The organism is Collinsella aerofaciens ATCC 25986 (assembly GCF_010509075.1).
GTDB lineage: Bacteria > Actinomycetota > Coriobacteriia > Coriobacteriales > Coriobacteriaceae > Collinsella > Collinsella aerofaciens.
This window is the reverse complement of the sequence record NZ_CP048433.1, coordinates 1,642,576-1,664,955: the sequence shown is the minus strand read 5'-3', so window position 1 is coordinate 1,664,955 and position 22,380 is coordinate 1,642,576. Positions and strand designations below refer to the sequence as shown.

Below are 22,380 nucleotides of genomic sequence, written 5' to 3'. Positions count from 1 at the left end.
GAGCAGGCTCCGGGTGCGGTAAGGTGACGTGAAACAAGCGGGCGCTGACCTTTTGGTCGCGCCCGTGAAGTTGAACGTCAGATTGCCGTGCCCGGGGCCTGCGCAGCGCCGAGCAGTTACGCCGTTTGTAAAACGGCGTAACCTAAAGGTTCATGTTGCCGTGGATGTAGGGGGTGACCTCAGGGGAGATATGGTCGCAGCCCAGTTCGCGCAGCGCGGACTCGATAACGGCGGGCAGCGGGGTTTTGCCCTCGGCATCGACGGCGTTGCCACCGAGGGCAGCAATCTTGGCGACATCTGCGGGTGCGGCCTCGATATGCATGCAGCCGCCGATCAAGCGCGCGCGTACCTGTGCCAGATCAAGATCGTGCAGGTAATCCTCGCAGGCGCGGATTAAATCGACCTTCTCGCGCGTAAGCTCCTCGCCCGTGGGGACGCGGGTGGCAAGACATGCTCCCGCCGGCAGGTTCCAAACGGGATAGCCCCATGCGCGCAGCAGCTCGCGCTCTTCGTCCTTGGTAAAGCCGACCTCCATAAGGGGTGAGCGTACGCCGAGCTCTTCTGCCGCACGCATGCCGGGGCGGTAGTCACCGCGATCGCTTGCATTACTGCCATCGATGACGGTGGGAAAGCCGAGCGACTTGGCGTGGTTGACGATGGCGGTAAAGCCGGCGTGCTTGCAGTGGTAGCAGCGATTAGCATCGTTGCAGGCTACTTGGGGGAGCTGCAGCTGATCGACCGAAAGATTGAGCACGGGGAGCTTAAAATGCGCCCCTTCATTGGCTTGTCCATCAACGGACTGCTCAAACGAAGCCTGCTCGGGCGTGCCGATGAGCGGCGTGGTGAGATGGACGAGGAGGGTATTGGTAGGCATGATGCGGGCGCATACGGCGGCCAAAAAGCTGCTGTCAACGCCGCCGGAAAACCCGATAGCCACGCGCCCGTATGCCAAAAGCAGCTGTTCGAGCGCCGATAGCTTGTCTTGAAGCTCCTCTGCGGGTGCCGTGGTGTCTAAAATCATGAAACGTTCCTTATCGTTGAGTACTCGATCGAAAACTATAATCCTAATGCGTTACTTGCCATAAGACTTCTATCTGTGTAACGAAAGTGCAATATGGCATATACGTTATATACAAGTTGCCAAATGCGGTAGAGTTGCAGCAACGCGACAGCGAGAGTCGATGGGGGACCGATATGATCAAGGCTGTTATTTTTGACATGGATGGAACGCTGGTCGATACCGAGCGTTTGGGGATTAAGGCCTGGAAGGCAGGCGCCGCTGAGCTGGGGCTCGCGATTGATGAAGCGCTGATCCATCAGTTTATCGGCCGCACGCTGCCCGATGTCATGGACATCCTTGATGAGCATTACGGCAGCCACGAAACCACCGAGGCGGTCTATGTCCGCCACAAGGAGATTCGCGACGAGATGGTCAAGACCGAACTGGAACTTAAGGCCGGCGCCGCCGAGTGCCTAGACGAGCTGCTGGCTGCAGGCTATCACGTTGGTCTAGCGACGTCGTCGCGCCTCGTTACGGCCGAGCGCAACCTTAAGATGGTTGGCCTCTTTGACAAGTTTGAAACGGTAACGTGTGGCGAGGACGTCGTGCACGGCAAGCCCGACCCCGAGATGTATCTGCTCGCCTGCGAGCGCGCGGGCTTTGCTCCCGAGGAATGTGCCGTGGTCGAAGATTCGCGCAACGGTTGCGTCTCGGGCATTACGGCCGGCTGCCATGTCTTTGCCGTCCCCGATATCGTGCCGCTGCCGCAGGACGTGGTGGATGGCTGCGAGGCCGTGCTCGATACGTTGTTCGACCTGGCGGCGGCGGTCAAGGCCGTGCGCTAGACAATTGCGGCGTTGAAACGAGCAATTGCTTACGTTTGCGCTTAAACAAAAGGGGTCCGGCAATGGTCGGGCCCCTTTTGCTTGAGCGGCGACTTAGCATACTTGCGGGCGTGCTATAGATACGCACCGAGGTTGATGGCCGTGGCGTCGGTCTGGCTGCTTGCCTGGGTGCTGGCGCGTTCCAGCAGGAACGGCCGCACGAGTTCTTGGCGGTTGATGTCCTCGATGGCCGTGACCGCGGTGACGGTGCGCGCGGCAGAGCTGACGTGGATATGCTTGGTCTTTGTCGGGGCCTTGTTCTCGATTTGCTCCATCAGCAGTTGGATACCCTTGCGGCCAATCTCGTAGCCCGGGGGCGCTACCGTAGTGAGCGGGACCGATCCGCTCCAAGCGAGCGGGTTGCCGTCGCATCCGGCCACTCGTACTTGCCCGGGGACAGAGATGCCCTTGTCGACCAGTGCCGAAACGACGCCCGAGGCCAACACATCGGTCAGGCCGACGACAAAATCGGGACGTTCGTCCGCGGGGCGCTCGGCGATTTGGTTGCCGATACCATAGCCGTCGGCCGCCGTGTTCCACTCGCCGGCGTCGATGACTTCGATCTTGATATCGGGGTGCAGGGCGAGCGCCTTATGAATGCCAAGGACGCGCAGGGTGAGTTGCATAAATGCTGCTCGGCCGACGACGACAATATGGTGCGCGCCGCGGGCGATAGCAAGTTCGGCAATGATGCGACCCTGGGCCTCGTTGTCGGCCGCTACGTAGTAGCCGGGCTCGGAGCAATGGATGTCCAGATGGACGATCGGCACGGGCATCTTGGTCATGGCGGGGTGCCAGTCGGGGAATGCCATGGGCTGAACCATGACGCCGGACATCTGGGTGCCCATAAAGTAGCGCAGGTAATGGTCCTCGAGAATATCGTCGTTATCGGCGTTGGCGATGAGCAAGTCGTAGCCGTGCTTGCGGGCCTCGTTGTGGGCGCCGCTGGCGATTTGGAGCGAAAAGCCGTGATCGAGACGGGGGAGCACCAGGCCAAAGGACTTGGTGGCGCCGCCCGCGAGCTGACGGGCGCTTTGGTTGGGCAGGTAGCCAAGGCGATTAATGGTCTCGTTGATGAGCTTGAGGGTCTCGGGGCGCAGCTTTTCGGGGTGGTTGAGCGCGTTGGAAACCGTGCCCAACGAAACCCCGGCCTCGCGTGCGACGTCGCTGATTTTTACCTTTGCCATAGCGGCCCCTTTGATGCGTTTCAAGTACAAGCCAGATTGTAGCATCCCAAACCTTCCAAAAAGGGACAGGTTTATTTTGGCAGGTTTTATCTGGGCAAACGCTATTGCCAGCGCGACCACCACGAAGGGGGCAGGCACCTTTGTGGTGGTTTGGACCGGCTGGACGTGTGTGCATCGAGTGGTATCTAAGTTGAGATACCACTTCTGGTATATCAGCTTGCGTTTGCGTGAGTACAATACTCGAACGTTATACGTCTCAGCGCCCCTTGTGCGTGGACGTCTTGCAGTCACGCGAACGAAGGGATTTATCTTATGTGCGGAATCGTCGGCTACACCGGCTCTGATATTGCAAAGAACATCCTGGTCACGGGCCTCAAGCGTATGGAGTATCGCGGCTATGACTCCTCGGGCGTCGCGCTCGAGGTGGGCGAGGGCGCCGCGGCGCACCTCGACGTCATCCGCCGCGTGGGCAAGGTCGCGGGCTTGGAGAGCGAGCTTTCCAACATCGACAGCGACGCTACCTGCGGTATCGGCCACACCCGTTGGGCCACCCACGGCAAGCCCTCCGTCGTTAACGCTCACCCCCACACCAGCTGCGACGGTCGTATCGCCATCGTCCACAACGGCATCATCGAGAACTTCGCCGAGCTGCGCGAAGAGCTGGAGGGCCGCGGCCATCACTTTAAGAGCGAGACCGATACCGAGGTCTTCGCGCATCTGATCGAAGAGGCTTATGCCGAGGCGCACGACCTGATGGCCTCCGTGCGCGAGGCGTGCACCCACGTGGTCGGTGCCTATGGTCTGGCCGCCGTGTGCGCTGACGAGCCCGGCGTGATCGCCGTGGCCCGCAAGGATTCCCCGATCGTGGTCGGCGCGGGCGAGACCGGCGCCTATGTCGCCTCCGACGTCATCGCGCTCATCGACGCAACCCGCGACGTCGTGGTGCTCGAGGACGGTCAGTTTGCCAAGCTCACGCCCGCAGGCGTCGAGTATACCGACGAGGCCGGCAACGTGATTGAGCCCAAGGTCACCCACATCGACTGGGACCTGGACATGGCAGAAAAGGGCGGTTATCCCGACTTTATGCTCAAGGAGATTCACGAGCAGCCGCGCGTGGTGCGCGACACGCTGGTGGGCCGTATGACGCCGGCCGGCGAGCTCGACATCGACGAGCTGGGCCTTTCGCTCGAGGAACTCAACGACATCGACCGCGTCTACGTGATCGCTTGCGGCACCAGCTATCACGCCGGCCTCATTGCCAAGAATCTCATTGAGGGCTGGGCTCGCATCCCCACCGAGGTGGAGGCGGCCAGCGAGTTCCGTTATCGCAACCCCATCATTACGCCGACGACGCTTGTCGTTGCCGTGTCCCAGTCGGGCGAGACGGCCGACACTCTCGCCGCCATTCGCGACGCGCGCATCAAGGGTGCCAAGGTCTTCGGCATCACCAACGTGGTGGGCAGCCCCGTGGCGCGTGAGAGCGACGGCGTCATCTACACCAAGGCCAACAAGGAGATCGCGGTCGCCTCGACCAAGAGCTTCATCGGCCAGGTCGTGAGCCTGACGCTGCTGGCTCTGCTGCTAGCGCAGGTCAAGTACCGCCTGACCACCAAGCAGGCGCGCATGCTGTTCCGCGAGCTTTCCGATACGGCCGAGCAGATCCAGTGGATTTTGGATACCCAGACCGAGGCCGTTCATGAGGCTGCCCTGCTGTGCAAGGATGCGCAGTCGGCGCTGTTCGTGGGCCGCGGCATGGGTGCCGCTATTTCCTACGAGGGTGCGCTCAAGCTCAAGGAGGTCAGCTACCTGCACGCCGAGGCCTACGCCGCCGGCGAGATGAAGCACGGCCCCATTGCCCTGATCGACCCGGGCTTCCCTGTCATCGCTGTGGCCACCAAGAGTGCCACCTACGACAAGACCGTGTCGAACCTTATGGAGTGCAAGGCGCGCGGTGCCAAGGTCATCGTCGTTGCCACCGAGGGCGACGAGGAGATCAACAAGATTGCCGACTGCATCATCCGCGTGCCGGCAGTCCGCGACGTGTTCAGCCCCATCACGGCGAGTGTCCCGCTGCAGCTGCTCGCCCGCGAGGTCGCCATCCTGCGCGGCTGCGACGTCGACCAGCCCCGTAACCTGGCCAAGAGCGTCACGGTAGAGTAGTTGGTTCCGCCGTTCTAGCGACTAAGGCCCGGCTCCGCGTCATTAGACGGAGCCGGGCCCTTTTTTGCATTTGACCAGATAAAACCTGCCAAAATGAACCTGTCCCTTTTTGGCAGGTTAGCGGAGCTTGCTGGTCTCGAAGTACTCGGGGAACTGGTCCAGAACCTCGGTTTGGTTGCGGAACATCATGTGCAGGTGCTTGCTGACCAAAAAGCTCGCTTCGATGGGGTCGCGACCGGCGATGGCGCGGCGAATCTGCTTGTGCTCGTTCACGATGTCCTGATTGTCGAGAACCTGCGTGGCGGCGCGCAGCCAGCGGAAGCGCTCCAGGTCGGCATTGGTCTCTTCGAGCCACGACCACACGGTGCTGCGACATGCGATGCTAAAAATCATGTGATGCATGAGGTTGTCGCTCAAAAAGAAGCCGATGCGATCCTCTTCGGCCATGGCTTTTTCCTGCAGCACGATGGCGCGGTCGAGCTGCTCGATGCCGGCCGACGTGGCTCGCGCACAGCACTCCACGATCACCTGCTTTTCCAGATGCTCGCGGATGTAACAGGCACTCTCGGCAAGGGTGAGGTTGATGGGTGAGACGTAGGTGCCGCTCTGGGGCACGGTGCGCACCAGGCCCTCTTGCGCCAGACGCACCAGTGCCTCGCGCACGGGCGTGCGACCCATATCTAGGTCGTCGCAAAGCTGCTTGACGCCCAGCTTTTCGCCCGGCTTGTAGTCCAGGTAGACGATTTTGCGTCGAATGGTGTGATAGGACTGGTCCTGTAGGCTCGTTTCCTGCTCGCCGACGTGCATCGATTCTTCCATAGCGCCTCGCAACTGTTCTATCAAACTCATATGTCAGTTGTTAATTATGCCGCGAATCAGCTCTCCGCGGTGGGTAATTCGGCTGTTGCCTGAGAACTATTGCGGCATCTTAGTCTGTGTTTGCGCAAGGCTGCGCTCAATGTTGCCGTATCATAAGCCGTCGCAAACGTGAAATAGAAAGAAGGAATCCCATATGCAACTGGCAAACATCGTACGCGAGCGCTGGAAAGGCGTCTTGTTCTGCCTGATCATCGCCATTCCCGCGACGTTGCTCGGCAAACAAATTGAGGTGGTCGGCGGTCCGGTATTTGCCATCCTCTTTGGCATGGTCCTGGCGCTCGTCTTTCCCAAGAATCGTCGCGAACAGCTCACCGCCGGCGTTACCTATACGTCCAAAAAAGTCTTGCAGTACGCGGTTATCCTGCTTGGCTTTGGCATGAACCTCTCCCAGATTCTGTCCAAGGGCGCCCAGTCGCTACCGATTATCGTGGCAACAATCTCGACCTCGCTTGTCATCGCCTTTGTGCTCTGCCGCGTTATGAACGTGCCGGGCAAGATCGCGACGCTTGTGGGTGTGGGTTCGTCGATTTGCGGCGGTTCTGCCATCGCCGCGACCGCGCCCGTCATCGATGCCGACGATCGCGAGATTGCCCAGGCTATTTCGGTCATCTTCCTGTTTAACGTTATCGCGGCGCTCGTGTTTCCAACGCTCGGCGGCATGCTCGGGCTGACCAACGAGGGCTTTGGCCTGTTTGCCGGTACCGCCATCAACGACACCTCGTCCGTAACGGCTGCGGCGAGCGCTTGGGACAGCATGCATCCCGGCGCCAATGTGCTCGAGAGCGCCACAGTGGTCAAGCTCACCAGGACGCTGGCCATTATTCCCATCACGTTGGTCCTCGCATGCTGGCAGATGCATCCGGCACGCAAGGCCGGTGGCGACGCTAAGAGCACGTTCTCGCTTAAACGCGCGTTTCCCATGTTTGTGCTGTTCTTTGTGCTGGCGAGCGTGATCACCACGGTGTTTCAGCTTCCTGTGTCCATCACGGCGCCCATCAAGGAGCTGTCGAAGTTCTTTATTGTGATGGCCATGGCGGCTATTGGTTTTAATACCGATATCGTCGAGCTGGTCAAAAAGGGCGGCAAGCCCATCGCGCTGGGCTTTTGCTGCTGGATTGGCATTGCGTGCATGAGTTTGGGAATGCAGCACGTGCTGGGAATCTGGTAGAGAAGTAGCTTGTTTGCGTGCTGCGTGTTGGTTGCTGGTGAGCGCAAGCCTGCAGTGGAGCGATAGGAGCTCTTGCGGGTATGGCTTGTCCGCAGGTTTATAAGTCCCGAAGAGCTCTTATCGCCCCGCCAGGATGGCGATGCGGGGCAACACCTATACTCGCAGGATGACGCTTTCTGCCCTATAGTGTTTGGTGAGCAATATCGTTCAATTTTGAAACACTCGGTCGTGCGACCGTCGACGGTTGCACGTCGCTGCGGACAGGGGCAAATAATGGATAGCGATGCCAAGCTGAACATCTTGACCGAGGCCCTGGCTGCTGCCGGGGCCTCGGCATTGGCAATCGATGCGCGTGGGGACGTCGCGATCTCGACCGTGAATGACGCGGCGCTTGAGCGGGATGTGGCGGCTTTTGTCGCCGAGCGCCTCGACCGTATAGGAGACGGCGCGCGTCTGGTTATGGGGCGTGCGGGTACGCGCCTGAGCCTGACCGTTCGCCCCACCGACAAAGAGGGCGGGGGACTTTGGGTCGTCGTGGTCCGCGAGGTGCGCGGTGCCGCGGCGCATGCGGGCATCGAGTGGCTCAACGCCGACGAAGTTGAGGCCCGCTATGAATCGAGCGCGTACGGCATCGTTGAGGGTGCCGCTGCGGTAGCTGCACCGGTTTCCGAGAGCTATGCGCGCGGCGTGCCCCTTATGCTCGAGGGCGAGCTGGGCGCGGGCCAGATCGAGATCGCCAAGCGCCTCTATCTGGACGGTCCTTTTGCCGATCAGCCCTTTGTTTCCGTCGCGCTCGATGAACTCACCGATCGCGGTTGGCGCCATGTGCTCAAAAGCTCCGAATCGCCGCTGTTCCAAACGGGGCTGACACTTTGCATTGAGGGCTGGAATGCGGTTGGTCCCCAGCGCCTTCGCGAACTCGTTTCCACGATGGCCGACACCGCGTTGGCGACGCGCTGTCATGTGGTGCTGACGGCGAATGACATGCCGGGCGGCAGCGAAAGTGATCAAGCCGCCTTTGTGACCGAGCGCTTCGCCTGTGCGGTGAGCGTGGCGCCGGCAATCGCCGAGCAGGGAGCCGCGTCGACGAAGGTCGCGCGCTATTTGGAATATCTCGCTGATGCATTTGGGACGGCAGCGCCCACGCTGTCTGCCACGGCGACGAAGACGCTCGATGCTTACCGCTGGCCGCGCAATTATCTGCAGCTCCGCGAGGTCTCGGAACGACTGTATATATTGGTGGGGGCGGGCACGGTGGACCGCGCTGTGGCGGAGGAAGTGCTCGCCCAAGAGGACGTGATTAAGACCGCAACCTTTGGCGCCCCGACACTCGAAAGCGACCTGTATATTCTGCGACCGCTGGCCGATACCGAGCGAGATATCGCGCATTTGGTTGTAGACCATCTCCACGGTAACCGAACCCGTGCGGCGGAGGTGCTGGGCATAAGCCGTACAACGCTGTGGCGCTTGCTGAAGGACGATGACCGTTGAGCGAGGCGCCCGTGACCGCGCGCGACGCGTGTGCTACAGTCCAAAGCGTTATTGTTTCGATTTGGTTACGGCGTGCGAGGGCATATGGCTGAGACTTCAAAACCGAGCCGCAGAAGGCGGAGCGCCGCGCCGGTTAACCGACGCACGACATCGGTGACGTGGGGCAAACACGCCTCGGGGTTTGATGGCTCGTTCAAGCGCACTAAATACGGCTATCCTTCGGCAAGCGCCCGCTTGGCAATGCAGGCAGAGTCCTCGCTGTTGGGCCGCAAACGCGTGGTGGGCTCAAAGCTCAAGCACGACGGAACGCTTGGTTACATCAGCCGCGGGGCGGCTCGCCGCAGCGGGCTCAATCCTGCTGGTTGGCATCGTTATGTTCCGATCGTGGCCGCCGTTGCAGTGATCGTCATCGCGCTCGCTGCGCGCGGATATGCCGGCGGTGGCGCCAACTTGGACGCAATGTTTAAATCGCCCGAGCTCGCGCATGCAGGCACAGAAGTTGTCGAGGGCGCACAGACCCAGACGGGCGTTGCGCCCCAGCGCGGTATCGTTGCGGCGGCCTCCACCATCGCCGATGCGCAAAAGGACGAGGACGAACAGGGCGATGGCGCCGAAACGGCCCAGACGAACGAAACGACGACAACTCCATCGGCGGGATAAGTTGCGAGTGGGGCAGCTAATTTGGGACGGGGCTTTTTTAGCTGCCCAAGACAGTGGCTCATTCGATGTCAGCCGCCAAAAGCGAGCGAGCCGCATTTGCGCCAAGGTGACGTGAAATGAGAGGGCGCTGACCTTCTGGTCGCGCCCTCGAAATTGAACGTCAGATTGGCGTGAATGCGGCCCGCGCAGCGTCAACGAGCCCGCCGTTCGGTAGAACGGCGGAACTAATTACCTTACGTAGATGATGTTGTCGCGGCGGGGTTTGGGCTCGGGTAGCGTGTCCTCGGCGTAGCCAAGAATGCAGTTACCGACACCGCGCAGGCTGCCGTCGGCGGGCAGGCCCCAGCTGGCCAGCAGCTCCAGGCCCTCGGGCGAGTCAAAGACCTCATGCGCGCGGTGAATCCAGCACGAATCAACGCCCAGCGCATAAGCGGCGTTGAGCAAGTTGCCCATGGCGAGCGAGCCGTCTTCCAGATGTGTGGGCACGCTGCGGTCAACCAGCACCACCACAACGGTCTTGGCGCCATAGAAGGGGTCGCTGTTGCTGCCCATGACTTGCGCGTTGAGCTGCGAGAGACGCTCGACGGTCGCGGGGTCGGTGACGGCGACAAACGTCACCGGCTGGCGGCCCATGCCGCTCGGTGCATATTGGCCGGCTTCGATAATGCGTGCAAGCTTTTCGGCCTCGACGGGACGATCGCTGTAGTTGCGGCAGCTGCGGCGGTGAATGAGTGCTTCGATAGTCTCCATGGTGTCTCCTTGCGGTGGCGTTGCAGATGCCCCGTTCATACCCGTCGGGCTCAAACGATAGACGGTCAATTGCCCGGCCAAAAGGATAGATTCCAATTGGGAAAGTAGGTTTGCATAAAAGTACCTTCAGAATGTGACAAACAAATGGGATGGTTAAACGTTTTATCCCGTCTACCCTGCGGTTTTTTACCACTTGCCTAAATGACGAACGCATAACCTCTGATAAAGGTTTTACTAAAGGAGGACCAACGTTTATCAATGCGCCGTGGTGGCGCCGGGCCAGGAGGTAACATCATGTTCCAGGCTGGAGATGTCGTCGAGACCGACTTCGAAGGATTTCTGAAGCTGCTGCGTTCCAAGACGCGCGCTTTCGTGTCGATCAACGATCACGAGTACTACATCACGCACACCGATGGCTATTGGCGTGTTCAGGATTGCGAGGCCCTCAACGACAAGGGCCACTTTACTGACTGCTCCGAGCTGGTCAACACGGTCTGCGAGGTCGTCGAGCTGCCGTGGATTGCCGGCAAGAGCCTGCATGACAGCTTCTCGGGCGCTACGGTCTATGAGGCCGTCGCCGCTTAACAGGCAATAAAACTCGATTTTCACGTGACCGCTGGCGCCGCCCCCGCGCCGGCGGTCTTTTTCTGCCGATAGGCCATAAAAGTGCACGCATTTGCGGAGAGCCTGTTGACGATAGTCAAAACTCGGACTAATCTAGAGACACAAAATTGGTCAAAACTCGGACAATCGAATGGTGGGATAGATGAATAGTGCGGTTACACTGGTCGACTTCGACCGGTTGCTCAATGGACTCGACCATATCTATTCGGAGTTCTCGCGCGCCTGCGGCCTTTCGGACTGCGCTTACTGGATGCTCGTTGATACCAGCACGGCGGGCGGCAGTATTGCCGTAAGCCGTCTGACAAGCGAATGGTTCTACAGCAAGCAGACCATCAACTCGGCAATTAAAACCTTGACGGCGCGGGGCTTCGCAACGTTGGAGTTTGCCGAAGGCAGTCGTAAGAACAAGGTTGTGAGCCTGACCGAAGAGGGCAGGCGATTTGCCGAGCGTTATGCGCTGCCGGCACTCAAGGCCGAGCAGCGAGCCTTTGGCGCGCTTGAGCCGTGTGAGCAGCGCGAGATTATGCGCTTGATCGGCAAATTCTCTCAGGTGCTCGGCGAGGAGTGCGAGACATTTAAGCGGCATATCGCTGCCGAGAGCCAAGCCGAGAATCAAGGTGAGGGGGAGTCGTGCGACTGTTAATGAGGTTTTTGAAGCCCTATCGAGGGCTTGTCGCAGTGACGCTGCTGGTGCTGCTGGTGGATAACGTCGGTACGTTGCTGGTTCCCACGATGCTGGCGAACATGGTCAACACCGGTATTACCACGGGCGATGTCGACTACATTTTACGCAACGGCCTATACATGTTTATCGCGACCAGCATGGCTAGCGGCGGCACGGTGCTGGGCTGCTATCTTTCGGCGCGCCTGGCCGCCAACGTGGCTTGCGATATCCGCAATGCCGTGTACGACAAATCGCTCGAGCTCGCGGCCAGCGATTTTGAGCGCTTTGGCACCGGATCGATGATCACGCGCTCGCTCAACGACATCAACGTGATTCAGCAGGCGATTCTGCAGACGATTCAGCTGGTGCTGCCCGTGCCGTTTTTGGCTGTGGCGGGCATCATCTTCGCCTGGTTTATCGATCCCGCCATGGGCACGCTTCTGGGCGTAGTCGTTGCTATTGTGCTGGTGGCGGCGGTCTTTACGGTTGCCAACGCGGCGCCGATTTTTATGCGCCTACAGGGCTTTATCGACCGCATGAACGTGGTGCTGCGCGAGAATATTGTGGGCGCGCGCGTCATCCGTGCGTTTAACAAGGAGCGCCACGAGGAACGGCGTCTGGACGAGGTGTTTAGCGACTACGCCGCCAACGCCATCAAAGTCAACCACCTGTTTGTGGGCCTCGACAGTTCAAGCTTCTTTTTGATGAACATCGCCGAGGTGGCGGTGTTGTGGGTGGGCGGCAACCGCGTAGGCGCCCACGCCATGCAGATTGCGAGTATCTCGGCGGTGCTGGAGTATGCAATTCTGATCCTGTTCTTTGTGATGATGGCCCAGATGGTGGTGCTGACGCTTCCGCGTGCTGCCGCGTGCCTGAACCGTGCGCAGCAGGTGTTGGAGATTGAGCCGAGCATCGTCGATGGCGAGCGCACGCTGGATGACGGGGCGCGCGAGCCCCAAGACGAAGCCGATGCGGTGGCCGTGTTCGACCACATGTCGTTTCGCTTTGACGATGCCGACGAGGACACCCTGTGCGACCTGAGCTTTGCCTGCCGTCGCGGTCAGACGACTGCAATCGTTGGCTCGACAGGCTCGGGCAAATCGACGGTGGCAAAGCTTCTGCTGCGCTTCCACGATGCCACCAAGGGCTCCATTCGCCTGAATGGTGTGGACCTGCGCGAGCTTTCGCAAGGTGAGATTCGCGGGCACATCGCCTATGTGCCGCAGAAGGCGTGGCTGTTCTCGGGCACCGTGGCAAGCAATCTGCGCTTTGGCAACGAGGACGCGACCGAGGCGGACATGCTTCATGCGCTGCGGGTTGCCCAGAGCACCTTTGTGCTCGATCAGCCGCAGGGGCTCGATACCCCGGTTGCCCAAGGCGGTACGAACTTCTCGGGTGGTCAGCGCCAGCGCCTAGCCATTGCTCGCGCGCTCATGAAGCATGCCGATCTATATATCTTCGACGACAGTTTCTCGGCCCTGGACTTTAAGACCGATGCCGCCCTGCGTCATGCGTTGCAAGATGAGACGCGTGACGCTGCGGTGCTCATCATCGCGCAGCGCATCTCTACGATCTTGCACGCCGACCAGATTGTCGTGCTCAAGGACGGCGAGATTGTGGGCTTGGGCACGCATAGCGAGCTTATGGAAACCTGCGAGGTGTACCGCGCCATCGCGGAATCGCAAATGAAGGGAGGTGAGTAGCATGACCGAGGAGCTCAAGAAGCAGGGCGGCCTTGTCGATGCCGCCGCTGCGGACGCTGCCGATAAAACGGTCGACCAGGCTGCCGCGTCGACCGAGCTGGATGACGCCGCCAAGGCTGCAGCCGAGCGCGAGGCTCGCCGCCAAGCGCTCTACGAGGAAAATGAGCGCGCCGAGGACGAGCGCGCCCGCGCTGAGGCGGAGCGCATGCGCGATGTGGACGACGAGGACGAGGACGAGAAACCCCGCGACACCTGGGCGACGGTGCGCCGCCTGTGGAGCGAGGCTGCCGGCGACCATTGGCGCTTCTATATCGTGTTCGCGAGCATTGTGTTCTATGCCATCTTTAACACCGCTGCGCCGGCATATAGCGCCCGTGTGATCGATGAGCTGTGGGGCCACATTCAGGTGGCGTTTGCCAACAACGCCACCTTCAACATCACCTGGGAGAACTGCGGCAGGACCATCTTCATCTACTTTATGATTTGGACGGCCGCCGCCTCGTTCTACGCGCTCCAGAGCTTTTTGATGTCGAGCGTGGCCGAACGCCTCAATCTACGCCTGCGCAACCGCATCGCGCAAAAGCTCAACCGTCTGCCGCTTGCCTTCTTTGACGCGCATCGTCCCGGTGAGGTCGTCAGCCGCGCGACCAATGACCTGGACAAGATGTCCGAGAGCATGCAGCGCGGATTGCTGCAGCTGCTCGTGTCGATCGGCACGGTTGTTGGTGCTGTGAGCGTGATGTTCGTGTTCAGCGTGCAGCTTACGCTCGTCTTTCTGTTCTTTACGGCACTGTCGCTGCTGGTGACGAAGGTCGTCTCGCGCCGCACACACGATGTGACGGGCGAGCGCCAGGAGTGGGTGTCCAAGATTACGAGTGCGGTCGAGGAGGGCTACTCGGGCCGTCTGGTGATCCGCGCGTTTAACCGCGAGCGCCAGAGCTCCGCTGAGGTGCACGAGGCCTCGGGCGAGCTGGCTCGTGTGAGCACCAAGGCCGACTTTATGATCAATGCTGTCGGCCCCGCGGTGCGCTTTATCGGCCGTTTGGCGCAGATCGTTATTGCGCTGGTGGGCTGCAGCATGCTGGTTGCCGGTCACATGACCGTCGGCGTGTTCCAGGCGTTCTTCCAGTTTATCTACGAGGCGTCCGAACCCATGACGCAGCTGTCGTTTACCTTCAACTCGCTGCAGAGCGCGTTGGCGAGTGCGGAGCGCGTGTTCGACCTGCTCGATGAGCCCGAGATGGAGGCCGATCCGCTGCCGGACAAGGCCGCCAAGCTGCCGGGTCGCGTGGAGGGCCGCGTCTCCTTTGAGCACGTGCGCTTTGGTTATTCGCCCGACAAGCCGCTTATGCGCGACGTGTCGTTTACCGCCGAGCCGGGCCAGAAGATTGCCGTGGTGGGAACCACGGGCGCAGGCAAGACGACGCTCATCAACCTGCTCATGCGCTTCTACGAGATTGACGGCGGGCGTATTACGCTCGACGGCGTGGATACGAGCCGCATGGATCGCGGCGAGCTACGTCAGCAGTTTGGCATGGTGCTGCAAGACGCCTGGCTGTTCGATGGCACGATTGCCGAAAACATCGCCTACGGCTGTCCCGAGGCGACGCGCGACGAGATCGTGGCCGCCGCTCGTGCCGCGCAGGTCGACTTCTTTGTGCGCACCATGCCGCAGGGCTACGACACGCGCGTGGCCAACGATGCCGAGAGCATCAGCCAGGGCCAGCGTCAGCTGCTGACCATCGCACGCGTGCTGCTCAACAACCCGGCGATTCTCATCCTGGACGAGGCGACCTCAAGCGTGGATACGCGTACCGAGCTTGCCATCGGTCGTGCCATGGACGCGCTCATGCGCGGGCGTACGAGTTTTGTGATCGCGCACCGCCTGTCGACGATTGTGGATGCCGACCTGATCTTGGTCATGGATCACGGCAACATTATCGAGCAGGGCACGCATAAGGAGCTGCTGGCTGCCGAGGGTGCCTACGCCGACCTCTATCTGAGCCAGTTCGCATAATGTGACAAAGGGACAGTCCCACATGTCGCATCAACGCAAAGGCGCGCCGGGGATGAATTCCCTGGCGCGCCTTCTTGCGTTGATGCCGATGTCGTTTTGTGCCGCTTGCGTTCCTAGCGCTCGTCCACGAGCTTGGCGACGAGGGCCTTGAGCTCGGCCACCTCTCGCTCGAGCTCTTTAACGCGGCGGGCGTTCTCGGTGATGCCTTGGCGGTTGAGGGCACTCTGCTCGGCGGCGTCGTCGGGCATGTACTCGCGATGCTGCTTGGCATCGAAGCTCTCCTCGAACACGCGGCAGCCGTTGCGCTTGATGATGCGTCCCGGCACGCCCACGACGGTGCAGTTGTCGGGCACGTCCTTAACGACGACCGAGTTGCCGCCGATCTTGACGTTGTTGCCGATGTGAATGTTGCCGAGCACCTTGGCACCCGTGCCCACGGTGACGTTATCGCCGAGCGTTGGGTGGCGTTTGCCGGTCTCGTTGCCGGTGCCGCCGAGCGTAACGCCCTGGTAAAGCACACAGTTGTCGCCCACGACGGTGGTTTCGCCGATGACGACGCCCATGGCGTGGTCGATAAAGAAGTGCTTGCCGATCTGCGCGGCGGGATGAATCTCGACGCCGGTGATGTGGCGGGTGATTTGCGAGAGCACACGGGCGAGCGAGCGATGTCCATGCTCCCAGAGCCAGTGCTCGGGCACGTGATTCCACTTGGCGTGCAGGCCAGGATAGGAAAGGAAGATGACCAGACCGTTTTGCGCAGCGGGGTCTTGCGCCTGGACGGTCTTGATGTCCTCGCGAATGGTATTGATAAAGCTCACCGGCCGCCCTCCCTTAGCGCCATGGCAATGCGATTCAATAAAGTATAGCGATTCGCTAGGGATTAGGAAGAACAATCTTGGCGGCTTTGCACGACAAGTGTCAGTTATGAGTTATGCAAACTTGCTGGTAATGGAGTCATGCTTTTGTGGGGTTGCGCACGAGGGGGCGCCGCAACCGTATACTGGTCAATTTGGACGTATCCGCGCCCACAACTGAGAGGTTTTACTTCATGGGTTTCATCAATTTTATCGCCGAGCTGCTCAAAGACCCGCGCACCGCGATTGCCAGCTGGATCGCCGCCGGTCCGCTTATGGCCTACGGCTGCGTGTTCCTGATTATCTTCATTGAGACAGGCGTGGTGTTCTTCCCGTTCCTTCCTGGCGATTCACTGCTGTTTGCTTCGGGCTTCTTTGCCCACAACGGTGGTTTTAACATCGTGGCACTGCTGGTCGTCGCATGGGCTGCTGCCATCCTGGGTGACCAGTGCAACTTTATGATCGGTCACTTCTTTGGCAAAAAGATCATCGCTTCGGGCAAGGTCAAGGCCATGACGCCCGAGCGCATCAAAAAGTCCGAGGATTTCTTGGACAAGTGGGGTCACCTGGCTATTTTCCTGGGCCGCTTCTTCCCGTTTATTCGCACCTTTGTGCCCTTTATCGCGGGCATGGGCGGCATGCACTGGCGCAACTTTGTCATCTACAACGTACTGGGTGGTATTACCTGGTCAACGCTCTTTACACTGCTGGGCTACTTCTTTGGTGGCATTCCCTTTGTGCAGGAGCACTTTGAGTTGCTGATTGTTGGCATCGTTGCTGTGTCGATCATTCCGACTGTGGTCGGTCTGGTTAAGGCTAAGCTGGGCAAAAAGAGCGCGTAACTCGAGCCAGCGCGCAAACCGTGCAGTCAAGGCCCGTCACCGCTTGCGGTGGCGGGCCTCTTTGCTTCGGTCAAATGAAAATACTTTAGTTAGTTAAAGAAAAACGTTTTATCCGACGCGCGTGCGGAGTACAATCTCGTGCATGCGAATCGACGTGCCATCGGCTTTGATGCTGTTTGCGTGTCCCGTCCGGCTTTACGCTCCGGGCGTGCGACGTTGCGACGCGGCCGGCCTCGGTCCTTGCGTGCGGGTTCGCGAGTTTGCAACTGTGTATGTAAGGAGCGACATATGACTGTCGAGAAGAAGGATATCGATTGGGGTAGCCTCGGCTTTGGCTACATGAAGACCGATTACAGCTACGAGGCTCATTGGAAGGATGGCGAGTGGGACGAGGGCGGCCTGACCACCGACCACACCCTGCATGTCTCCGAGTGCGGCGGCATCTTCCATTACTGCCAGGAGGTCTTTGAGGGCCTGAAGGCCTACACCGCCGAGGACGGCAGCATCGTCTGCTTCCGTCCCGACATGAACGCCGAGCGCATGTATAACTCTGCCCAGCGCCTCGAGATGCCCCCGTTCCCCAAGGACAAGTTCGTTGAGGCCGTCAAGCAGGTCGTTTCTGCCAACGCCGCCTGGGTTCCGCCCTTCGGCTCCGGCGCGACCCTGTACGTGCGTCCGTTTATGATCGGTTCCGGTGACGTGATCGGCGTGGCTCCCGCTCCTGAGTACACGTTCCGCATCCTCGTGACCCCGGTCGGTCCGTACTTTAAGGGTGGCCTCAAGCCCGTCAAGCTGCGCGTTTCCGAGTACGACCGCGCCGCACCGCACGGCACTGGCAACATCAAGGCCGGCCTGAACTACGCCATGTCCCTTAAGCCCACGATGGAGGCCCATCGCGAGGGCTATGCCGAGAACCTGTATCTCGACTCCGAGTCCCGCACCTATGTCGAGGAGACCGGTGGCGCCAACGTCCTGTTCGTGAAAGAGGATGGCACGCTCGTCGTTCCGCAGTCGCACACCGACTCCATCCTGCCCTCTATCACCCGTCGTTCGCTCGTTCAGGTTGCTCAGGACCTGGGCATGACCGTTGACCAGCGCCCCGTCGAGTGGGCCGTGGTCAAGGCCGGCACCTTTGTGGAGTGCGGCCTGTGCGGCACCGCTGCCGTCATCTCTCCGGTTGGCGAAATCGACAACAAGGTTTACGGCGCCGACGAGACCGTGACCTTCCCGGCTGGATACACCGAGATCGGCCCTGTGATGAAGAAGCTTCGCGAGACCCTGACTGGTATCCAGTCCGGTGCTGTCGAGGACAAGCACAACTGGGTTTACACCGTCGCGTAAGCTGTCTTAGCTGTCCGGCCCGAGGGCAACCTTCCTTTCCGGCGCGTCCTCGGACATGAAAGAACCTCCGCTGCGCACTTCGTGCGGCGGAGGTTCTTTCGTCCTGCGGAGTGCGCCGGAAAGGAAGGTTGCCCTCGGGCCTGCGTTACCTCGGTGCTGCCGTTACGGGCAATATAGATCTGAAGTAAAGATGGTGCGCGGCCTATTGGCCGCGCGTTGTGCGTGGGCGCGTTGTGCGTGGATAAGAAAAGGGCCCAAGGTTTGTGCCTTGGACCCCAAAGGGTTGATGAGCTGGCTTAAGACTCGGCCGTGATTGTTAGAACTTGACGGTCGGTGCCTGGCGGGCGGCCTCGGCGGCCTCGAAGCCCTGGCGCTCCTTAAACTGGAAGATGCCGGCAAAGATAACGGCCGGGAACGTCTGGATGGCGTTGTTGTAGCTGAGCACGCAATCGTTGTAGCTCTGGCGCGCGTAGCTCACCTTGTTCTCGGTGTCCTCGAGCGTGGACTGGAGCTGCGTAAAGTTGGTATTTGCCTTAAGGTCGGGGTAGGCCTCGGCGACGGCAAAGAGCTGGCGCAGCGCACCGGTCAGCACGTTGTCCGCTTCCATCTTGGCCTCGGGGGTGGTGGCGCTCACGGCGGCGTTGCGCGCGTTGACTACGGCGGCGAGCGTGTCCTGCTCGTGCTTGGCGTAGCCCTTGACGGTCTCGACCAGGTTAGGGATCAGGTCGTTGCGGCGCTGCAGCTGCGTGTCGATGTTCTGCCAGGCATTATCGATGCGATTGCGCTTGGTGACCATGTTGTTGTAGATGCCGGCGATGGCGCTGGCGATCACAACGACAACAACGATACCGATGATGACGGGAAGCATGATGTCTCCGTTTCGAATGGCAGCGGCGTTTTGCGCCGGCTGCCGTTGGTGTAACGCTACTAGTATACCCGCAACCTTTGGCGATACCGAACTTTCCGGTAAGCGTTATGTTTCCGCCAAGGAGGGGGGCGCCAACATGGAACGGGTGGTACAGGTGTAAGATATGCGACAAATTAAGGAATGCTGTCTACACCTTGAGGATGGCGATATGGATGGACCTTCGCATCAAGAAAACCTATCGTGCCCTGTTCGATGCTTTTACCGAGCTCTTGGAAGAGCATCGGTTTGAGGATTTGACGGTTGCCATGCTTTGCGACCGGGCCCTGATTCGCCGCACGACGTTCTATAAGCATTTTCGCGATAAAAACGATTACTTTGCCTTCTATATCGATGAGCTTATGACGGGCTTGCCGCAAAACCGGACCGATGCAGCGGACGCGGAGCCGCTTGATGACGTACGGGCGCTTCGCCATGAGGTCTTTGACGATGCCATGAATATGATTCTGGCGCATGAGCAGCTCATGGATAACCTTTTGGCCAGCAGCATGTCGGGCATGCTGACCGGCATGATTTGCGACCGCATTGCGCGTTCCATCCGCGAGCGTGTGATGAGCTCGCTTGCCGAAGATGCCCTGGCGCCCGTTTCGCTCGAGACGACATCGGAGTTTATCGCCGGTGGCATTATTCGACTGTTCACAAATTGGTGGGAGTCGGGTCACGATCTTGAGCGTCGACCCGAGATAGCCGACGTGGTCGATGCGCTGTTCGAGCGCACCATGACGCCGGTGAATCACTAAGGTGGCGGAGAGAGGGGGATTCGAACCCCCGGAACGCTCTCGCGCTCAACGGTTTTCAAGACCGCCGCATTCAACCGCTCTGCCATCTCTCCGTGAGTCGTAATGATAGCATCGTTTTGGATTTGCAACAGGGAAGGCGAACGATGACGAGCACCGGAATCGATGAGAAGTTCATGAGCGAGGCGCTGGCGGAGGCGCGTGCCGCCGCGGCGGTGGGCGAGGTGCCGATCGGTGCCGTAGTGGTGCGCGCGGGTGAGATCGTCGCGAGGGCGCATAATCGCCGCGAGCTCGACCAGGATCCTTCGGCTCATGCCGAGTTTTCGGCCCTGTGCGCCGCCGCGCAGTCGCTCGGTCGTTGGCGCCTTTCCGACTGTACGGTCTACGTGACGCTCGAGCCCTGCTGCATGTGCGCGGGGCTTATGGTTAACGCGCGCGTGGGGCGCTGCGTGTACGGCGCGGCCGATGCCAAGGCGGGTGCACTGGGCTCGCTGTACGACCTCAATGCCGATTCGCGCCTGAACCATCGGTTTAACGTACGTGCCGGCGTGCTGGCGGATGAGTGTCGTGAGGTGTTGAGCAGCTATTTTAGTGGGCTGCGTGGCACCGATTGTGCTGGCTGCGGTTGTGGGGCCGATCTTGGGGCACATACCGCTCATGCCGAGGCGCTCGCGTGTGCCGAAGAGGATGCTGGCGCAGCGGTTGACTTTGGCCCCGTGCAGCGCCGGCCCCGCCGCGTGCTGCTGGCGATTGATTCCTTTAAGGGTAGCGTTTCGAGCGCGCAGGCGGAGAAAGCCGTTGCCGAAGGCGTGCGCCGTGTGTGGCCCGATGCCGAGCTGGGCGCTTTGCCGCTGGCAGATGGTGGCGAGGGAACGCTCGACGCCATCGCCGCGCGCGGTGGCGAGCTCTCGACCTGTGAGGCTGCAGGCCCCTTGGGCGACCGCGTGTCTGCCCGGATGCTGGTGGACGGCGAGCACGAGTCGGCTGTAATTGAGATGGCCGAGGCGGCGGGTATTGGGTATTCGCCCTGCACGGAGTCGGCGGCGTTGGCGGCCACAACTTATGGCGTGGGCGAACTGATGCTTCGTGCGGTTCGCGCGGGTGCAAAGACGATCTATATTGGTTTGGGCGGCAGCGCCACCAACGACGGTGGCGCCGGCATGCTGCAGGCGCTGGGCGCCCGCCTTGTCGATGAGCGTGGCCGCAATATCGCCCCCGGCCTGGCGGGCCTTGAACACGTGGCGGGTATCGATTTGGCACCAGCGCTTCGGGTACTGAATGGCACGCGTGTCGTGGTGCTTTCCGATGTCGAGAATCCGCTCGTGGGGCGTCGAGGCGCACTGGCGGTGTTTGGCGGGCAGAAGGGTCTGCCGACGGATGATGCCGAGGCGCTGCGCAGGTACGACAGCTGGATGGTCGGCTATGGTCGCCTGCTCGATGCGGCGATTACCGGGGCGCGGGCTCAGGGGTTGTTGCGCGTGCCCGAGGGTGCACGGACATTTGGCTCGGTGCTCGGTGTGCCCGGTGCCGGCGCCGCCGGCGGCCTGGGCGCCGCGTTGCTAGCGCTCGGTGCGGAGCTGCGTTCGGGCGTGGAGACGGTGCTCGATCTGATTGGGTTTGACGAGTGCGTGCGCGATGCCGACCTGGTCATAACGGGCGAGGGCAATATGGACGAGCAATCCGCTGCCGGCAAGGCACCGGTGGGCGTGGCTCGTCGTGCGAAGCGATATGGCAAGCCGGTTGTTGCCGTCGTGGGCGGTCGTGCCGACAACCTGGATGCGGTGTATGGGCAGGGTGTCGACTTAGTTCTGCCGGTCTGTCGCAGACCCATGCCCCTTGACCAAGCGCTCGACCCCCAGGAAGCCACAACCAACCTCATCTGCGCCGGTGAAGCCGCCGCCCGATCCTACGACCTCGCCCGCCTCTAAAATCCAACTCCCTATAAGTTGCGGTGGAATAGTTCCTGTTTGGCGGCTCAGGCGGCAAAAACAGGAACTATTCCACCGCAACTCAAAAGTGGTCTTTTGGCCCCGTCCTAAATTAGCTGCCTTGCCGTGGAGGGCGGGAGCGGGTAAGATATACCGAGCGCCTAGCGCGTTCGATGGGTTCGGATGACGACATGTTCCGAATCTGGTCAGGTCCGGAAGGAAGCAGCCATAAGGAGCCTCTGTCGGGCATCCGAATCCATCGAGCGCACGGGCGCTTTTTGGTGCCGCGATGTGGTCCCGGTGCCGGCGGGCTGTTTGGTGTCTCGCTGGTCCTCGGCTTTGCCTGCGGAATCGCTCGACTACCAAACAGCCCGCCGGCACCGGGACCACATCGTCCAAAATGCGCCCGTAGAGGCGCGTTAATCTGAACAATTAATCCCTTGTCTAGTGCTGCTCGTTGGCTTTGCCAAAACATGTTCGGGTGCTTTGTCTCTGTGCCTAGTTTCCTGATTGTTTCGGGGGCTTGTTCTGTGACGAGTTGATTTCATATCTCCAGGGCTCTCCGT

General features: G+C 60.5%; 19 protein-coding genes, 1 tRNA gene and 1 other RNA gene. 14 read left to right on the top strand and 7 right to left on the bottom strand.

The window, feature by feature from the left end; genetic code table 11:
* Positions 1-142 precede the first annotated feature (142 nt).
* A complete protein-coding gene (larE, locus tag GXM19_RS07540; RefSeq protein WP_006235622.1) occupies positions 143-1,021 on the bottom strand; it encodes an ATP-dependent sacrificial sulfur transferase LarE in 879 nt (292 codons plus the stop codon).
* A 173-nt stretch (positions 1,022-1,194) separates the two neighbouring features.
* Between larE and GXM19_RS07535 the strand changes: the two genes are divergently transcribed.
* Entirely contained in the window at positions 1,195-1,845 is a 651-nt protein-coding gene (locus GXM19_RS07535; protein WP_006235623.1) for an HAD family hydrolase, read from the top strand.
* 113 nt (positions 1,846-1,958) lie between these two features.
* On the opposite strand, the gene GXM19_RS07530 is transcribed toward GXM19_RS07535, so the two are convergent.
* Complete coding sequence (locus GXM19_RS07530; protein WP_040359545.1) at positions 1,959-3,071, bottom strand: LacI family DNA-binding transcriptional regulator; 1,113 nt, start codon at positions 3,069-3,071, stop codon at positions 1,959-1,961.
* A gap of 312 nt (positions 3,072-3,383) precedes the next feature.
* Here GXM19_RS07530 and glmS point away from each other — a divergent pair, with 312 nt between their 5' ends.
* Positions 3,384-5,231, top strand: coding sequence for a glutamine--fructose-6-phosphate transaminase (isomerizing) (gene glmS, locus GXM19_RS07525; protein WP_006235625.1), 1,848 nt, complete (start codon positions 3,384-3,386; stop codon positions 5,229-5,231).
* 117 nt (positions 5,232-5,348) lie between these two features.
* Here glmS and GXM19_RS07520 read toward each other — a convergent pair whose 3' ends face one another.
* A complete protein-coding gene (locus GXM19_RS07520; RefSeq protein WP_050766156.1) occupies positions 5,349-6,050 on the bottom strand; it encodes a GntR family transcriptional regulator in 702 nt (233 codons plus the stop codon).
* A 193-nt stretch (positions 6,051-6,243) separates the two neighbouring features.
* Between GXM19_RS07520 and GXM19_RS07515 the strand changes: the two genes are divergently transcribed.
* From GXM19_RS07515 to GXM19_RS07505, 3 genes are all read left to right on the top strand, one after another.
* Entirely contained in the window at positions 6,244-7,278 is a 1,035-nt protein-coding gene (locus GXM19_RS07515; RefSeq protein ID WP_006235627.1) for a YeiH family protein, read from the top strand.
* Between the two features lie 273 nt (positions 7,279-7,551).
* Positions 7,552-8,769 carry a helix-turn-helix domain-containing protein gene (locus GXM19_RS07510; RefSeq protein WP_006235628.1) on the top strand — a complete coding sequence of 406 codons (1,218 nt, stop codon included), beginning with the start codon at positions 7,552-7,554 and terminating at the stop codon, positions 8,767-8,769.
* 84 nt (positions 8,770-8,853) lie between these two features.
* On the top strand, positions 8,854-9,429 hold the full coding sequence (locus GXM19_RS07505; protein WP_147293061.1) for a hypothetical protein: 576 nt from the start codon (positions 8,854-8,856) through the stop codon (positions 9,427-9,429).
* A 228-nt stretch (positions 9,430-9,657) separates the two neighbouring features.
* Here GXM19_RS07505 and GXM19_RS07500 read toward each other — a convergent pair whose 3' ends face one another.
* Complete coding sequence (locus GXM19_RS07500; protein ID WP_006235630.1) at positions 9,658-10,179, bottom strand: nitroreductase family protein; 522 nt, start codon at positions 10,177-10,179, stop codon at positions 9,658-9,660.
* Positions 10,180-10,473: 294 nt separating this feature from the next.
* Here GXM19_RS07500 and GXM19_RS07495 point away from each other — a divergent pair, with 294 nt between their 5' ends.
* From GXM19_RS07495 to GXM19_RS07480, 4 genes are all read left to right on the top strand, one after another.
* Positions 10,474-10,764 (top strand): hypothetical protein, encoded by a 291-nt coding sequence (locus GXM19_RS07495; protein WP_006235631.1) that lies wholly within the window; start codon positions 10,474-10,476, stop codon positions 10,762-10,764.
* 181 nt (positions 10,765-10,945) lie between these two features.
* Complete coding sequence (locus tag GXM19_RS07490) at positions 10,946-11,446, top strand: MarR family winged helix-turn-helix transcriptional regulator (RefSeq protein WP_006235633.1); 501 nt, start codon at positions 10,946-10,948, stop codon at positions 11,444-11,446.
* The gene (locus GXM19_RS07485) at positions 11,446-13,170 is read left to right on the top strand and encodes an ABC transporter ATP-binding protein (protein ID WP_006235634.1); all 1,725 of its coding nucleotides are present in this window, start codon (positions 11,446-11,448) and stop codon (positions 13,168-13,170) included. The genes GXM19_RS07490 and GXM19_RS07485 overlap by 1 nt, the downstream gene beginning before the upstream one ends.
* A 1-nt stretch (position 13,171) precedes the next feature.
* Positions 13,172-15,187, top strand: a complete 2,016-nt coding sequence (locus GXM19_RS07480; protein WP_006235636.1) for an ABC transporter ATP-binding protein — start codon at positions 13,172-13,174, stop codon at positions 15,185-15,187.
* Between the two features lie 113 nt (positions 15,188-15,300).
* Here GXM19_RS07480 and cysE read toward each other — a convergent pair whose 3' ends face one another.
* Complete coding sequence (gene cysE / locus GXM19_RS07475; RefSeq protein WP_040359553.1) at positions 15,301-16,005, bottom strand: serine O-acetyltransferase; 705 nt, start codon at positions 16,003-16,005, stop codon at positions 15,301-15,303.
* A 230-nt stretch (positions 16,006-16,235) separates the two neighbouring features.
* On the opposite strand from cysE, the gene GXM19_RS07470 reads away from it, so the two are divergent.
* On the top strand, positions 16,236-16,883 hold the full coding sequence (locus tag GXM19_RS07470; protein ID WP_006235639.1) for a VTT domain-containing protein: 648 nt from the start codon (positions 16,236-16,238) through the stop codon (positions 16,881-16,883).
* A gap of 288 nt (positions 16,884-17,171) precedes the next feature.
* Positions 17,172-18,224, top strand: coding sequence for a branched-chain amino acid aminotransferase (locus GXM19_RS07465; protein WP_006235640.1), 1,053 nt, complete (start codon positions 17,172-17,174; stop codon positions 18,222-18,224).
* A 316-nt stretch (positions 18,225-18,540) separates the two neighbouring features.
* Here the strand turns inward: GXM19_RS07465 and GXM19_RS07460 are convergent, their stop codons facing one another.
* Positions 18,541-19,092: a LemA family protein gene (locus GXM19_RS07460; protein ID WP_006235641.1), complete on the bottom strand. Its 552-nt coding sequence runs from the start codon at positions 19,090-19,092 to the stop codon at positions 18,541-18,543.
* A 212-nt stretch (positions 19,093-19,304) separates the two neighbouring features.
* Between GXM19_RS07460 and GXM19_RS07455 the strand changes: the two genes are divergently transcribed.
* A complete protein-coding gene (locus tag GXM19_RS07455; RefSeq protein WP_050766158.1) occupies positions 19,305-19,889 on the top strand; it encodes a TetR/AcrR family transcriptional regulator in 585 nt (194 codons plus the stop codon).
* 2 nt (positions 19,890-19,891) lie between these two features.
* On the opposite strand, the gene GXM19_RS07450 is transcribed toward GXM19_RS07455, so the two are convergent.
* A tRNA-Ser gene (locus GXM19_RS07450) sits at positions 19,892-19,981 on the bottom strand.
* A 51-nt stretch (positions 19,982-20,032) separates the two neighbouring features.
* On the opposite strand from GXM19_RS07450, the gene tadA reads away from it, so the two are divergent.
* The gene (gene tadA / locus GXM19_RS07445; protein WP_006235643.1) at positions 20,033-21,814 is read left to right on the top strand and encodes a tRNA adenosine(34) deaminase TadA; all 1,782 of its coding nucleotides are present in this window, start codon (positions 20,033-20,035) and stop codon (positions 21,812-21,814) included.
* A 170-nt stretch (positions 21,815-21,984) separates the two neighbouring features.
* Positions 21,985-22,080: signal recognition particle sRNA small type (gene ffs, locus GXM19_RS07440), an RNA gene on the top strand.
* Positions 22,081-22,380: the final 300 nt, after the last annotated feature.